The organism is Lentzea sp. JNUCC 0626 (genome assembly GCF_043632865.1).
Classification (GTDB): domain Bacteria; phylum Actinomycetota; class Actinomycetes; order Mycobacteriales; family Pseudonocardiaceae; genus Lentzea.
Genome location: NZ_CP171636.1, coordinates 17948 through 31899, shown reverse-complemented (window position 1 = coordinate 31899; position 13952 = coordinate 17948). Strand labels below are relative to the sequence as shown.

Sequence of the window (13952 nt, the reverse complement as noted above, 5' to 3'; positions counted from 1 at the left end):
TTCGGGAGTCAGCGTAGGCGGGAGCAGGGTCAGCGCGCAGAAGGTTTGCGCTGGTCACGGCTCCGCCGTGGTCGGCGGCGATCGGCGCGGCCGCGCCGGCGGAGCCGGGGCGCCATGCGGAGGCGCCGGTTGCGACCGGTGCAGGTGGGCGGAGGCTGGTGGGCTGGTGGCCCCACGGTGGGCATCGGAATCTCCAAGGCGGGCAAGGGAAACGAGCACACGGCACCGGAGGGCGGGTGGTCCGCCCGCCGGTGCCGTGTGGTGATCAGCGCTTGTTCGTGATGAGCGCGCAGGCGACGGCGATCTGCGGGAGCAGGTGCTCCTTGACGCCGAGCGGGATGTCGATCCGGTTGTTGCGGCCGTGGAAGCGCAGCCGGTCGGTGGAGGCCTCGTCGAGCAGCAAGCTGAACCGCCTCTTGGCGTGGTCGACGGTCTTCACCGTGCCGGTCAGCCCGGCCAGGTACTTCCGCTGGATGTTGGCCAGCATCACCGAGTCGCCGACCTCCAGTCCGTCGGCCAGCACGTCGATGCGCTGCTTGCGGGCCTTGTCCAGCGACTCCAGGTCCGCGGGGGTGGCCTGGCCGAGGACGAACCCGACGAGGTCGACGAAGGACTCGTCAGGATCGGTGACCGCGAAGGCGCTCAGCGGCAATCCGGTGAACGTGTAGCGCTCGGCGGTCGCGGCCCCAGGGTGCGCGGTCTTGCCCTTCCCGCTGGCCAGGGCCTTGGTGGACTCCTCGTCCAGCAGCAGGTCGGCGTACTTGTCGTCGTAGATCGCCTGCACGGTGCCGGACAGGCCGGTGGCGTACCGGGCGTTGGTGATCACGCCCTCGATGACGATGTCGGAGCCGACGATGACCAGCGCGGTGCGCAGGTCCCGCAGGATCGAGTGCCGCGCCGAGATGGCGTTGAGCAGGCGGTGCACCTGCGGATGGGTCAGGTTGTCGCGGACGTGGGCCAGGGCGTCGTCGTACTGCACGAGGAACCTCCGTCGGGTTCGGCGATGAGTGGAACGGCCCTGGCCAGGAGCACGCCGGCCGGGGGTTGCCGAGCGGGAACGGCGGGGGCGGCGGCTCCACCGACCGGGTGGGATCGCGTCAGCGACCGAGCGCAGCGAGGCTGGTCCCACCCGTGTCGGTGCGGGCCGGGCCGCCATCGGCGCGTAGCCCCCGGCCGGCGTGCTGGCCTTGGGGCCGTCCACTCGGCCCGAGCCCGTATGGGTGCATTGAGCTGGCCGGTCACACCACGATTCGCTCCTGGCGAACGCGAACAGGGAGCCGGGCACCTGGCTTTCCGCTGGCGAACCTGGAGGGTTCGGCAGAGTGTGGGTCGATCGGCCCGGTGGCCAACGGGGTGATCCGTTGGCCACCGAACCGATCGTTCACACCGCCGCGGGCTGGAGACGGCGCGGTGCGGCGGGAGCCGCGGGGCGTCGGCGGCGCAGGTGCGGTACGAACGTGGACAGGTGCGTCGCGCGCAGGGCGTTGCTGTGCGCCAACCCGGCCCACAGGTACACGGCGGTCATGACCAGCGTGGAGTGGCCGTTGAACGCCAAGGCGGTGACCACGTACCCGCTGGCGATGATGTGGTGGTTGACGTCCTCGATCTCCATCGTGCGCACCCGCGTGATCACGGTCGAGAGCTGCTTACGCATCCGGTGGTCCTCCTGTGCCGGTGTTGTTGCGTGGACGGGCGTTGTGCGAGCGGGGCGGCCGTGGAGCGGAAAGGGTGGGCCGCAGGCCCATCGCGTGCGACGCCGAAGGCGCCCTTGGAGCTGTGCGGCCGGGTCTGCTTGCATCGGCTCGTCCTCGTGGCGGCACCGGGACGGAAGACCCGGTGCCGCCACGAGGACAGGCGTTCACTGGCGCGGCTCTCAGACAGCGAAGGCGCGGACGGGCACTAGGTAGGTACTGGTCAGGCAGGTGTGGTCGTCGCCCACGGCGGATTTCGCTGTTCGGTCAACGTGGCGTGCCACCGGTGCGGGGCAGGGGAACCGAGGTCGCGGGGCGAACGATGTGGCGCTGTTGCACCCGCACGCCGCGCTTTTCGACGACGGTTCCGACAGGCCAGTCCTTGAACATGTCGAGGAGTTCATCGGCTTCCTCGACCGCGTCGCCGCGGCGGTGGTTCGTCAGCCCGAAACGATGCTGACTGGCGAGGATGGCATCGACGTACTCGGAGTAGGTCAGGTCGACATCGGCGACGACCGCGGTGGTGGTGGCCTTGCGCGACTCCACTCCCTCGAAACTGCGGTTGCAGCCGCAGCCACCATCCGGGTTGGCCATGTCGCGGTCGCACACGAGCGGGAAGATCACCAGCTCGCCTTCGGTGGCGTGGGCAAAGTCGTTTCGGCGTTGCCCTTGGCCCTGAGCGGTCGCGACAACGGTCCTGATGGGCACAGTCGGCACCTTTCAGCGGGAACGAAACTGGACGTGGTGAGGCGCAACCCGGCCCTCGGAGGCGAATCGGCCTGCTCGACGGGGGCGGGGGCTGGCCGCGACGCGGCCGTTCACGCCGTGGTGGGCGGCATGAACGGCGCGATCGCGGCGTGAGTGATCACCTGGTGGCGGGCTGAGGCGCCCGATGGGCGCCCGGCTCCGTCGCTGGTCAGCGGCGCGGCTGGAACCAGGAGGTCAGCAGCGACCAGAGGCCGCGGCCGGACGCTGGTGCCGAGGAGCGCAGCTCTGGAGGCACGGGCGCCGGACCGGGGTGACGCGCGGCCGGCCGGTGGCAGGAGTCCCGGCCGTGGTCCCAGGCGGTGAAGTGGGTGGTGCGGTGGCCGTCGTCCCACTGCACGGTCATCTGCCAGGCCGGGCTGGCGGGGTCGCCGTCGTGGAAGGAGTAGTCGATCGAGACGACGGTGTAGCCGGTTCGCCAGTACCCGCACCAGTACCAGCCACCGGGGCGGCGGGGGCCGATGGCCTGCGCGATGCCTTCCCAGGCGTCACGGGCCCGGTCTGCGTTGCCCCAGGACCGGTACCGCCGGCTGAGCTCCTCGAGGACGTCGACGTCGGGCGTCCACACGCAGTCGCAGTCGTCGGGCTCGCGATACAGCGGAATGACTTCCTCGGGGTCGTACTCCCACCCGTAGACCTCGTGTTCGTACACGGTGTGCCAGACGGTTCCGCTGCCCTGACAGCGTTCGCAGCGCGGGTCGGCCCACGTCCACCTCGCATCCGGAACTGCGCTGTAACCGGGTGGTGGGGTGATCGTGAGGTCCATGTGGCTCTCCGTTCCGGGTGGTGCTGCGGGGACGGGGAGCTGTGCGAGCGGGGCCGGGCGCGCAGCGGAAAGGGTGGGCCGCAGGCCCATCGCGTGCGACGCCGAAGGCGCCCTTGCAGCGCAGCGGCCGGTTCTGCTGGCATCGGCCCGTCCTCGCGGCGGCACCGGGCCGGATAACCACCGGGCAGCCGGGCCGCCGCCGGTCAGGCGGCGGTGGGCGTTGTCCAGCGGCGAAACCGCTGCAAGTTCTGGTCCGGCGCGAACGCCAGGTACGTGCCGTCCGCGGAGCTGCAGCCGAGTTCGACGGCGTAGGCCAGGCGGCGGGCGCTGTTGCAGCGGCCCATGTGCACGGTCAACCCGCGCGCCTGGGCCTCGGTGGCCAGATCGGCAGCGTGCGGACCGAGTTTCCAGGCCGTCGAGCCGCCGAGGAACAACACGTCGAACGCCTCGAACGGCACGTCCAGGTCCTCGAGCCCGTCCTGCGCGACCAGGGCGGCCCGGTAGCCCAGGTGCCGGATCTCGGGCAGCCACTGCCAGGACCGTTCCAGCGTCGCGCGGGCGTCGCCGCGACCGAGCGCGGGCAGGAACACGTCGGGGGCGGTCGCCCACAGGCACCGGTCCGCGTGGTCGGCGTGACGCTGGAGCCACGCGAACCAGCGCTGTTCACCGGGAAACCCACGGCCGAAACAGCCGTTGTCGGCGGCCCACGTCACCCCGTCCAGGGGCGCGCGCCCCTCGGCCGGCGTGCACATCTGGCCCAGCTCACCGCGAGTCATGGCCGCGCGCACCGCGGGGCTGGAGGCGTTGGCAAGGTAGAGCACGGCGCACGCTCCTTTCCGGTGAGTGGGTGGCGGATGTGTTGGGAACAAGGGGAAACACATGTGGTCCGCCCGAGAGCGTTCTCGGGCGGACCACATGCGCTGGTCAGCGTCGGACGATGCCGCGAACGGCACGGGCGCGCTGCAACCCGCGGCGCTTGGTCGTCGCCGCGGCGGCGAATTCGGCGTTCAGCTCGAACCGCCAGTGCTGCAAGGACGCCAATGCGATCACCAGCTGCGTGCACTCCGGGAGGGTCAGGTCGACGCAGTCCTGCTGGACAGGGCCGCCGACCCCGCCGACCGCGGGCAGTGAGAAGTAGCCCTCGACGCGGTCGGTGTGGTGCACCGCCAGTTCGGCGGTGACCTGCCAGGTGACCTGGTCGTCGGTCACCGTGGTCGGCTCGACGACCGGGACGTCCACCGAACCGTTCATCGACCCCATCGCCCACTGGTCGGAGCGGACGCCCGGGAAAGCGAGCAGGTGCTCGGCCAGGTCTCGGTCGACGTCGGCGTCGAGCGATTCGGTGATGAGGCGAAGGCGGACCGTGTCGTCGAGCTGACCGGGGTTTGACGTGGCGGTGATGGTGTCGTCCTCGATCCGCAGCTGAGCCGGGACGGCCAGCGGGGACCGGATCCAGATGGTCCAGGTGTCGCCGGGAGCGAAGGGCAAGGCGGGCGGGCGTTGGGCATTCACGAGAGCTCCAAGAGGTGTTCGGTGAACGTGGACACGGCGACGCGGCGACGCCAGGGCGCGCGAACGGAAGCGGGGGCGAGCACGGCCGGTCCCGGCTGCGGGACCGGCCGGCGCGGCAGTCAGGCGCCGTAGACGGTGGGGGCTCCGGCGTGGAAGCCGTGCCGGGAGTGGTCCGTGGCCAGCTCGCGGGCGCGGCGCAGCTCGGCGCCGGTGTTCGCGGTCGGGACGCGGGTGATGTCGCAGTGCTCGCAGCTGAAGGAGGCCGTGTGGCGGAAGCGCCAGTAGCTGATGCGGTCTGCCGCGCGGTTGGTCAGGCTTCGCAGCGTCTCGAACGCGCTGGTCAGAGGGTTGGGGCGAGCGGCGGTGACTGCGAGGTGGCGGGCCATGGTCGGTCCCTCTCTGCGGTGGGGGCGTGCTGACGGGCCCTGGCCTCAGCACGCCGGGTGGGGGTCCGCGCTCGCGCGGACGCACAAGCCCGCAGGCTCGTCCGGTCGACGTGGACCGCGCGAACACCAACCGCCGGCCGACAACGCCACCGCAACGGCGCGGTTCATCTCGACCGGACGTGCCGGAGGGCTTGTGCGCTTGCCCCCACCCGGTGTGCTGACCTCGTGCGTCAGCGTGTCCCCTGCAGGCGGCGTCACGTACCCGTCACGGCGGTGGTAGGACGCAGCGTGATGCGTTAAGGCTGGTGTGGCCGCCCGCGTAGGCGGCCACACCAGCGACTGGTCAGGCGACCAGATCCACTTGGTGCTCGAGTTCGACCGACCCAGCGCCGTCGTCGATGGGGATCACCGGTGCAGGAGACGGAGTTTCGATGACGTCTTCGCCGTCGGGCAGGTCCTCGCCGTCGGGCAGGTCCTCGCCGTCGGGCAGGTCCTCGCCGTCGGTGAGGTGCTCGTCGTTGGTGTCCTCGTCATCCAGGCTGGCCTCGACCTCCACCTCGTCATCCACCGCGGTGGCCAGTTCTGCGTCCACTGACTCGATCCCGTCGAGCACCTGCGCTTCCACCTCGGACAGCTCCCAGTCCTTGAGCTCCGAGTGCTCCATCGTCTGCAGCTTGAGCGTCCGGAGCTTGGCGAAGTAGGCGACGTCCTCCTCGGTGGGCCTCTCCCACGTCGTGCGGCGGCTGACGCCCTGCTCAACCGCAGCCAGCACCATCACCATGCTGATCACTCGGGCTCGTTCCGGCCTTGCCTTGAGGATCTCGGCTCGCAACGAGGCCTTCTTGCCGGTGAACTTGGTGTCCCAGCCCAACAGCTTCAGCGCCAAGCGGTGGCCCTTGCTCGCGGCGTCGGCGTAGCGGCTACTGCTGGCCCGCATCGCCTCCAGCCAGGTGTCCTCGGTCTGAGTGAGGCTGCGGCGCTTCGCGAACAACTGCAGCGCCTCCATCCGCTTGATCGTGGCCGAGTCCCACGCCTTCCCGTTGTCGATCACCTTCTTGCGGTACTTCTTCTGCTCCTCGGTCATCGGTCCCTTCTGGACACCGCTGCCGGTGGAGTACGTGGGGCGCTCCACAACCGTCTTGCCGGGCGCGGCGTTGCGCTCGGCGTGCTTGTGCTTCTGGAAATCGGTGCAGACGTGGATGACGGTGACCGTGCCATCCTTGTCCTGCCAGGTGCGGCGGAAGGTCAGGAAGGCGGCGTGGCCAGGGCACTTGGCGTGCCGCTTCACGCTGAGCGTGCTCCCCGGCTTGGTCTTCACCGTGGGCCGCAGGTCGGCGAGCTGGCGGATCTGCGGGCCGTAGAGGGTGTCCGGGCGCTCGATGACCGGCACGCCCTGCTCGGTCAGGTCCGCGGCGGCGGCCGCGAGGGCCAGACGCTCGGTACGCGCGTCGCGCAACCTCTGAGCGACGTTGGCGAGCTGGCGGGGGTTGGATCGAGCGATCTCGGTCAGTTCCTCGACCGCCTCGGTCGCATCGCCGTACGCCTCGAACTCAGCGACCAGCGCGCTCTCGGCCACCCCCAGCACACCCTGCTGGGCCAGGTCGGCGGCCCGCGTGCTCTGCGCGACCGCCACGAGGATGTTGGCGTCCTTGGCCTTGAGCCGCAGTCGCTTGCCCACGTTCTTCGGTTCGACCCCCAGCTCCAGCAGTCCCTGAACGGTCCGCAGGTGGTCGGTCGGGGTCATGTCGAACCGCAGGAAGTTAGCGCCGTGCTGCTCGACCATGCGCTCGATCTCGGCGGCGCGCTCGTCGGAGATCCCGTACGCCTGGGCGATGACGAACGCCTTCTTCCAGGAGGCGTCGCCACTCGCGGTGGCCCGCTTCTTCGCCTTGCGCAGGCCGTAGGTACGAACCTGCCCGTCGATGACGATCAGCTGCCCGTGCGCGTCGTACCGGGCGATGATCGGGATGGCATTGCCGCGATCGAGGAGGTCATCGACGAAGCCCGCGTACTCTTCCTCAGCCGGGTCCTCCAACCGCTCCGGGTCGAATCGCCGCACGTTGGGCCCGATGACCAGCTCCTCGGGGTCGACGTACAGGAGCGTGAAGTCCTTGGCTTCCTCCGCGGTGGTCGGCAGGACCAGCTCGGTCACGTCCGTGTCCGCGCCAGCAGCGGAGACAGAGGTCTCGACGTTCCCCTGCTCAAGCGGGACGTCGCCAGCGGCGACGTCGGCGGCGATGTGCTCGACGGCAATCTCTGTCGTGGTCACTATCGTTCTCCCTATTTGTGGCGAACCGGAGCTTTGGCGGGACTCCGGCGGCAATTCATTGAATGCACTTCATCGCGGTGCGCGAATTCCGTGCGGTCGGTGTCCCTGTGCGGGACGCACTCGGTTCAGCGCGCACGGCTAGGTCGGGGCGGGGGTTGCGGCCTCGCCCAGCCGGCGTGGACCGGCCGGGATCTTCCCTGTTCGCGGGGGTCTTCCGGGGCCGGTTCACCCGTGCTGGGCCGGGTGCCGCGCCCTCGCCCTGGCGGCCGTGCGCGCTAGAGTGCGTCGGCCCGCACAGGACTCCGCACGAATTCGCGCAGTGTTGTTCGTCGTGGTGCGCCCGATTTCCGATGCGCGCCTGTCAATTCACTGAGCGATGCGCTGCGAATACCCCTGATGGGTGCGGGTGACCAACCCCGGTCACCCGCACCCATTCGGATCAGAACTCGCGATGATCGTGGATCTTGATCGCCGCATCGAAGCCGACAAGCCCGTAGAAGCGAGGGTCGTCGCGGTAGGCGAAGTTCCCGCCGTGCCTGAGCCCGGTCAGGTCGGGGACACCGTCGACCAGGTGGGTCGCGGGTACCAGGAACACCCGGTCGAAGCCCTGGTAGATCCACATCGCCGGAGCGTCCGGGTTCGGCACGTCCGCTCGGCAGTCGGCCGGGATCGGGTGCAACACCGGACGGCGCCCCACGGCGTCGATCACGCCGTTGACCGTGGCATGCACGTGCCGGTGGCTGAGGCCGTCGGCCAGCGTGGGGATGTCCAGGGCGAGCCGGTAGACGCTCACGTACAGACCGGGCTGGTTCGACCAGTCGACGGCCGCGGGGTCGGAAAGGGTCGCGCTCACGGGATGTTCGGTGTCCTTCCACTGGCGTTCGTGGTGTCACCGGCGTTTGGCGGGCGCCGGTGTGCGGACCAGTCAGGTGACTGGTCGGGCTGATTCCCCTGGTCGGGGGCGCGACTCGGTCAACCGCGGCCGCGGACCGGCCGGGGTGGCGCGCTCGGCCGACCGGGTGGGATCGCGCGCAGCGCGACCCCGCAGGGGCTCGTCTCACCCGGTCGGCTGGGCTGGCGGTGCCTCGGGCGCAGCGGCGGCCGCGGTTAGAGTGCGCCGCCCTGCCGGCCTGGGGGTCGGACGCGATCCAGTGCTCGGCTGCGCCGGTCAACCCCGGAAACCCTGGGGAATCAGGGGTTACCGGGGTTGCAGCGCGGTCAGCCGGGTTGGTATCGTCCGGCCTCACGCGCGCACGCGCGTGGCGCGCGTGCGCGCAACCGGGTGTCCACCAGGCGCAAGGTGGGTGCGCTGGAGGCACAAGAACATGCCCGGTCAGGGTGCAGCGCCCGGCGTTCCGGAATCGTGGTTCTCGCGGCAGATGCGTTCGATCAGGTCCTGCTGGAACCTGATCGTGTCCCGCCATTCCCGGAAGCGGGCTTCCTGCGCTTCCTGGATTCGCCTGGCCGTGGGCTTGCCGATCTGCACGAAGGTGATGGGCGGCGTGATGCGGTAGTCCAGCCACGCCATCCACTGCTTCCCGCAATCCGGGCACAGCGGCTGCTTCTCGGACGTGTTTTCGTTGTCGGACAAGGGAGACTCCTTCGTCGGGTACTCCCCCGCTGCTGCGCACGCAGAGGAGACGCGGGTTCAGGCACACCAGCGGGGGAAGTCCGCCGAGGCAGCGACGAGCACGGCGGCGGCGAGCAGGTGCGGCTCCGGGTGGCCGTCGCTGATCGCCTGCAGCGCGGCGCGCATCAGGTCGTCGACGAAGCCGTGAGCGCGCTCGGGGTCGTCGCGGCCGGCGCGCTCCAGCAGGGCACGCAGCTGGGTGGCGGTCATCTCGCCCTCGACGTCGACGAGGTCACAGACGGGGACGAGGACGAGGTCGGCAGGGGTGAGGTTCATCGGTGCCTCCGGGCGCGGGTCGGAACACACGAACGCCCCGTGGCCGCCGTCGTACGGCGGCCACGGGGCGCAGGTGGTGCAGGTCAGAACGGCGGCTCGTCGCCGAACCCACCGCCGCTGCCCGCCGCGGGCGCGGAACCCCAGGGGTCGTCGGCCGGGGCGCCGCCGCCCGAGGCCGGGGCGCCACTGAAGCCTCCGCCGGAATCGCCGCCGGACCGGCTGGCCTTGGTGATCTTGGCGGTGGCCCACTTGAGCGACGGGCCGATCTCGTCGACGTCGAGCTCGATGACGGTGCGCTTCTCGCCTTCCTTGGTGTCGAAGGACCGCTGCTTGAGCCGCCCGCTCACGATCACGCGGGCACCGCGGGTCAGCGACTCCGCGACGTTCTCAGCGGCCTGCCGCCAGATGTTGCACCGCAGGAAGAGGGTCTCGCCGTCCTTCCACTCGCCGGACTCGCGGTCGAGGGTGCGCGGCGTCGAGGCAACGGAGAAGTTGGCGACGGCGGCGCCCGCCGGGGTGAAACGCAGTTCGGGGTCGGAGGTCAGGTTGCCGATCACCGTGATCACGGTTTCGCCTGCCATGAGGTGCTCCTCGGTCGTGGCGCAGCGGATCACCGCTGCTGAGCTGGTGGTTTGTCAGGCCCCGTGGGGCGCACTCGACCGGGGACCGGGCATGGGCAGGGGGTCAACCGCGCCAGAGCACGCAAGGTTTTCTGCTCGGTCCGGAGGGGGCGGGGCCCCGCGGATCGAGCGGGAGAAAAGCTTTCGTGCGGCGGTTGACGCCGGTCCGAGGCCGGTCCAGAGTGCGAAGCCCCAGGTGGCCGGTGACGAACACCCGCGAGAGGTGATCCGTCGCGTCCAGCGCCGTGGAGAACGTGGCGACACCACACCGCGCGGCTGCTCGACCGACCTCCAGCGCCCGTGGGAGCTGACGAAGCCCGCGGGGTCTGCGCCCGCACAACCCGGTCAGCGGCGTCACGCCCCGTTCGGGACGATCAGTCGGCGGGTTCGGGTGGCGCCTCGACCACGGTCACCCTGGGCCTGATCAGCACCGGGGCGTCTTCGGGACCGCGCCAGTGCTCCGGGATCCACGTGCGTTTGCGCAGCGCACGACCCTTGCCGTACGGCTGATCGCGCCAGAAGCCGCGAACGCGGAACCGGACGTTGACCGTGCGGCCCGACGGCTCGGCGGGCCTGGTGGCCGTGCTGACCCGGCGATGGATGCTGACCACGCGCACCGGCGGCAGAGGACGTCCGGCACGTTCGGCGCGACGACGCTCAGGCCGTGATGCGCGCTGCTCGGTGATCTCGACGATCGCGGGTTCCTGGATGAGCAGCCAGGCCGCCAGCACCGTCTGGATCCACGGCAGCGTGCGTTCCTTGGCGATGACACCGCTGACCTCCTCGGACGGGATGTACCGAGGTGTGGTCGGGATGTCGGGTTCCCCAGCCGACCAGCACACCAGCGCCTCGTCGTCCCACACCAGCGGCGGCGAACCGCGTTTGACCTCGCGCTGCGCCTCAACCGGGTCCAGGCCAGCCTCGATGCCGGCCTGGACCAGGCGATCGAGGACCGGCGCCGACCAGAAGGTCAGCCACACCGCGCCGGCTGGTGGCGAGCAGTGCGGGGACGGTCCCCAGGAACAGGCGACGATCGGCGCGATGAGGCCGTCGGTGGCCTCGGAGTGGCCGATCGGCGAGTCGAAGACGAGAAAGCCCTGTTCAGCGGGCAGGTCGGCGGGCTGTACCGACCAGTCGGGCAACCGGGCGCCGGCGGCGAGTGCCTGGGCGGTCATCTCCTCGTCGACCGCGTAGAGCTCCGCCGAGCCGAGACGGCGGGTTTCCTCCTGGTGCAGGATGACCGCGGCCTCGAGCGGGTTCGCCGCCGCCGGGATGATCGTGCCCTGCCCGGCGTCGAGCGCGTCGATGGTGACCTTGAAGAAGAACGGGTGGCCGAGCCAGGCCCGCAGGCTCGTGTGCAGGGCGGGGATCTCGGCGGGCCGCGGTGGGGTCCACGGCACCGTCGTGCTGTCGGGTTCGGTGTCATCGGTGGCGTTGGGCATGGATCGGCCCTTCGGAGAGCGCTGTGTGGACGAGCGCGGACCGAGCGGGCCGGGCAGTGCACAGGCAGGGGTGACCGCGTGCGGTCATCGCGCAGCGACGCGAAGCGCCCTTGCCGGTGCTGCCCGGCGTGCTGGGCTGCTGCGTCCACGTGCGCGGCGAGGGTTGGACGGCGCGCCTCGGCGGCGGCCAGCTGGCCGCCGCCGGCCGCGCGTCAGCTCGCGGGCGCCGCGCCGCAGCGGGCCGGGACGCGCAGCGAGGTCCGGCGGTTGCGGACGTCGACGTGGATGACCGGGGTGGTCGCGGACACCCGCTGGAGGGCCTGAACGGTGCCGCCGGAGCGGCGCAGCGGGTCGAGCACGGCAACCACCGCGTCGCAGTCGCGGATCATCCAGTCCGACCTGGCGTGCAGCACCTGGACGCTGAACCGGTCGCCGAGGGTGTCCACGCGTCCGGCGAACTCGCGGGCGGCGAAGAGCCGGTGCTGCCAGTCCTGCGGCCAGCGGGAGTAGTGGCCGGTGTAGGGCTGGTAGAGCCAGACTGGGATGCCGCTGTCGTGCCCGGCCTCGGCCCAGATCAGGTCCGCTCCGGCCGCCGCGCCGCTGATCGCGACCTGAGTGCCGTGGTCGGCGGCCAGCTTCGCCGCGATCCGCCGCAGTTCCTCTGCGAGCCACTGCTCGCTACCCGGTGGAAGGCCTTGCGGCCGGTGCCCGGTGCACGCCACCCGCACCCACTGCCCGGCTCGCTCCGGAGCGAGCCGGGCGCGGTGGCCCATCAGGTACCGGCCGAGCAGGTTCTGCCCGGGAACGGCTTGGTGGCGGGAGCAGGAACAGCAGCCCCACGTCTGGTTGTAGCCAGGGTTTAGCTCTGACCACTGACCGTCGAGGAGTAGCCGCGGGAGGGGGGGGTCCGAAACGACGGGACCAAGTCGGGGGTCACCAACAGTTAGGTGGAGAACCTCGTCCTGCGGTCGTTGATGGTCAACACGTTGCTGCCCTGGTTCAGGCCCTGCAAGAGCCTGGTGCTGCGGCCGAGTGAAGCGTCGCGGGCGTGGACGTCACGTGGTCGAGCTATGTCCATCTAGCATCCGACTCGCCTGGAGACGGGTGCCAGTTTCTGGTGAAACGAGCACGACGGAGTCTTTGGGCAAGGTCGCAGAACCTGGCCGGTAGCCGTCGAAGGTGACATCGCGTGGAGGTTTGTTCGGCCACTGGCCAGCAGGTTGCATGATCTGGTCCGGGTGGTTCCGCCGATAGGTCCAGAGCTCTTGGCAGGCAACGAAGGTGCCGACGATCGCGCTGTCCAGGGATTCGACTATACCGGCGAGTGTGTCGATCACGTCTTCTTCCAGGAGGAGCTTGCGGGGATCGCCAGCTGCCCGGAAGGCGTGCGCCTCGGGGTGGTCGGGTTGTCTTGGCAGCGGGCGTGCGATCTTGCCTCTGGAGATGTAGTTCATTGCGATGCGGGCCCCGCGGTGAACGCGGTCGTTGCGGCTCCATCGTGTCCAGTCCAGCCATCCTTCGGGGCCGGAGTGTTGAAGCACGGATCTGGCGGCGCGAAGGAGGGTGCCTTGCCGGTCGGTCGGGTTGAGGACCGTCTGCTGGAGCTTGAGCTGTCCTCGGACGTCCGGTCCGGGGTAGTCCGGTCCGTCGGTCAGCGGGAGCAGCTTGCCGAGGTCCGCCTTCATGAGGTTCGTGTCGAACCCGCCGATGGCGATGATGATGCCGGCCAGGTTGTCCAGTGTGGAGCCGGCCGCCCGGAGAACGCCTGCGGTGTGCGCGTCGATCCGCGCTTCGCGGCGTGCTTCCTGCTCGCCCCGGTTGAGGTTTCGGCTGCCATTGTTGAACTGGCCGATCATCCAGCGGTCGTCGCTGAACCGGCACTCACGCAGGTCGTGGAGATGGATTGCCCCGATACGAAGGTTCTCCTTGACGCCGGTGAGGAGACCATAGAGGTAGTCCATGATTCCGGTGACCGCGTCAAGGTCGAGGCCGTAGTCGTGCCACCAGGTGCAGCCACCTCGCGCGGTGTCGAAGTCGGCCTGGACGAGAGCCGTCAGGTCGTCGACAGCTGCGAGTGCTTTCCGGACTGGCTCGTGGTAACGCATGGTCTGTCCCGTCTCCGGCGTGGTGCCGCCAAGCCGAACATCATATCGGCCGGATCCGTTCCGGTCCTCACGATTTCGGTGCTGGCCGCCTCGACAGGGCGCAATCCTCCTCGCTGAGCTATGTGCGTTGCCTGTCCCGTGTATCGATCCTCGTGACCTTGCTGGCTGCTTCGAGTTGCTGGGTGAGTCGGGCGTTCTCCAGGGCGAGCCGCTGGATGTGGGCAGCGGCGAGCCTGACGTGGGCGGAGAGGTCGCGGTTGACGCGGCGCAGCTTGGCGTTGCGTTCGACGAGGCGGTCATAACGGCTGGCGCCGTGTGGTTGGTCCTCTGACGGTGGTGCGGTCCGGGCGGCGCTGATCTCGTTTGCGATGCCTGGGAAGTGGCGGCGGAAGGTCGTGTTGCTGAGCCCGAAGTGGCGTGCGAGAGCGAGAACGCTCGGTCGTCTGCCGTTCTGCTCGGCCTGGTCTTGCTGCTCGCGCAGCACTTTGCG

General features: G+C 70.1%; 16 protein-coding genes. All 16 read right to left on the bottom strand.

Annotated features, from left to right (window positions below; genetic code table 11):
* Window positions 1-265 precede the first annotated feature (265 nt).
* Window positions 266-979, bottom strand: coding sequence for a hypothetical protein (locus JNUCC0626_RS49705; protein WP_394622425.1), 714 nt, complete (start codon window positions 977-979; stop codon window positions 266-268).
* 402 nt (window positions 980-1381) lie between these two features.
* Complete coding sequence (locus JNUCC0626_RS49700) at window positions 1382-1654, bottom strand: hypothetical protein (protein WP_394622424.1); 273 nt, start codon at window positions 1652-1654, stop codon at window positions 1382-1384.
* Window positions 1655-1958: 304 nt separating this feature from the next.
* Window positions 1959-2399 (bottom strand): DUF7715 family protein, encoded by a 441-nt coding sequence (locus tag JNUCC0626_RS49695; RefSeq protein WP_394622423.1) that lies wholly within the window; start codon window positions 2397-2399, stop codon window positions 1959-1961.
* A 208-nt stretch (window positions 2400-2607) separates the two neighbouring features.
* Window positions 2608-3222 carry a hypothetical protein gene (locus tag JNUCC0626_RS49690; protein WP_394622422.1) on the bottom strand — a complete coding sequence of 205 codons (615 nt, stop codon included), beginning with the start codon at window positions 3220-3222 and terminating at the stop codon, window positions 2608-2610.
* 203 nt (window positions 3223-3425) lie between these two features.
* Window positions 3426-4043 (bottom strand): hypothetical protein, encoded by a 618-nt coding sequence (locus tag JNUCC0626_RS49685; protein WP_394622421.1) that lies wholly within the window; start codon window positions 4041-4043, stop codon window positions 3426-3428.
* Between the two features lie 103 nt (window positions 4044-4146).
* A complete protein-coding gene (locus JNUCC0626_RS49680) occupies window positions 4147-4734 on the bottom strand; it encodes a hypothetical protein (protein WP_394622420.1) in 588 nt (195 codons plus the stop codon).
* Between the two features lie 119 nt (window positions 4735-4853).
* Window positions 4854-5120, bottom strand: a complete 267-nt coding sequence (locus JNUCC0626_RS49675) for a hypothetical protein (protein ID WP_394622419.1) — start codon at window positions 5118-5120, stop codon at window positions 4854-4856.
* A 343-nt stretch (window positions 5121-5463) separates the two neighbouring features.
* Entirely contained in the window at window positions 5464-7389 is a 1926-nt protein-coding gene (locus tag JNUCC0626_RS49670; protein ID WP_394622418.1) for a hypothetical protein, read from the bottom strand.
* A gap of 439 nt (window positions 7390-7828) precedes the next feature.
* Window positions 7829-8242, bottom strand: a complete 414-nt coding sequence (locus tag JNUCC0626_RS49665) for a hypothetical protein (protein ID WP_394622417.1) — start codon at window positions 8240-8242, stop codon at window positions 7829-7831.
* Window positions 8243-8722: 480 nt separating this feature from the next.
* The gene (locus JNUCC0626_RS49660) at window positions 8723-8980 is read right to left on the bottom strand and encodes a hypothetical protein (RefSeq protein WP_394622416.1); all 258 of its coding nucleotides are present in this window, start codon (window positions 8978-8980) and stop codon (window positions 8723-8725) included.
* 57 nt (window positions 8981-9037) lie between these two features.
* A complete protein-coding gene (locus JNUCC0626_RS49655) occupies window positions 9038-9295 on the bottom strand; it encodes a hypothetical protein (RefSeq protein WP_394622415.1) in 258 nt (85 codons plus the stop codon).
* Between the two features lie 83 nt (window positions 9296-9378).
* The gene (locus JNUCC0626_RS49650; RefSeq protein ID WP_394622414.1) at window positions 9379-9876 is read right to left on the bottom strand and encodes a single-stranded DNA-binding protein; all 498 of its coding nucleotides are present in this window, start codon (window positions 9874-9876) and stop codon (window positions 9379-9381) included.
* Window positions 9877-10289: 413 nt separating this feature from the next.
* Entirely contained in the window at window positions 10290-11357 is a 1068-nt protein-coding gene (locus tag JNUCC0626_RS49645; protein ID WP_394622413.1) for a hypothetical protein, read from the bottom strand.
* Between the two features lie 212 nt (window positions 11358-11569).
* Window positions 11570-12130 (bottom strand): DUF1273 domain-containing protein, encoded by a 561-nt coding sequence (locus tag JNUCC0626_RS49640; RefSeq protein ID WP_394622412.1) that lies wholly within the window; start codon window positions 12128-12130, stop codon window positions 11570-11572.
* A 282-nt stretch (window positions 12131-12412) separates the two neighbouring features.
* Complete coding sequence (locus tag JNUCC0626_RS49635) at window positions 12413-13462, bottom strand: hypothetical protein (protein ID WP_394622411.1); 1050 nt, start codon at window positions 13460-13462, stop codon at window positions 12413-12415.
* A 118-nt stretch (window positions 13463-13580) separates the two neighbouring features.
* Window positions 13581-13946 carry a hypothetical protein gene (locus JNUCC0626_RS49630; protein WP_394622410.1) on the bottom strand — a complete coding sequence of 122 codons (366 nt, stop codon included), beginning with the start codon at window positions 13944-13946 and terminating at the stop codon, window positions 13581-13583.
* Window positions 13947-13952 lie beyond the last annotated feature (6 nt).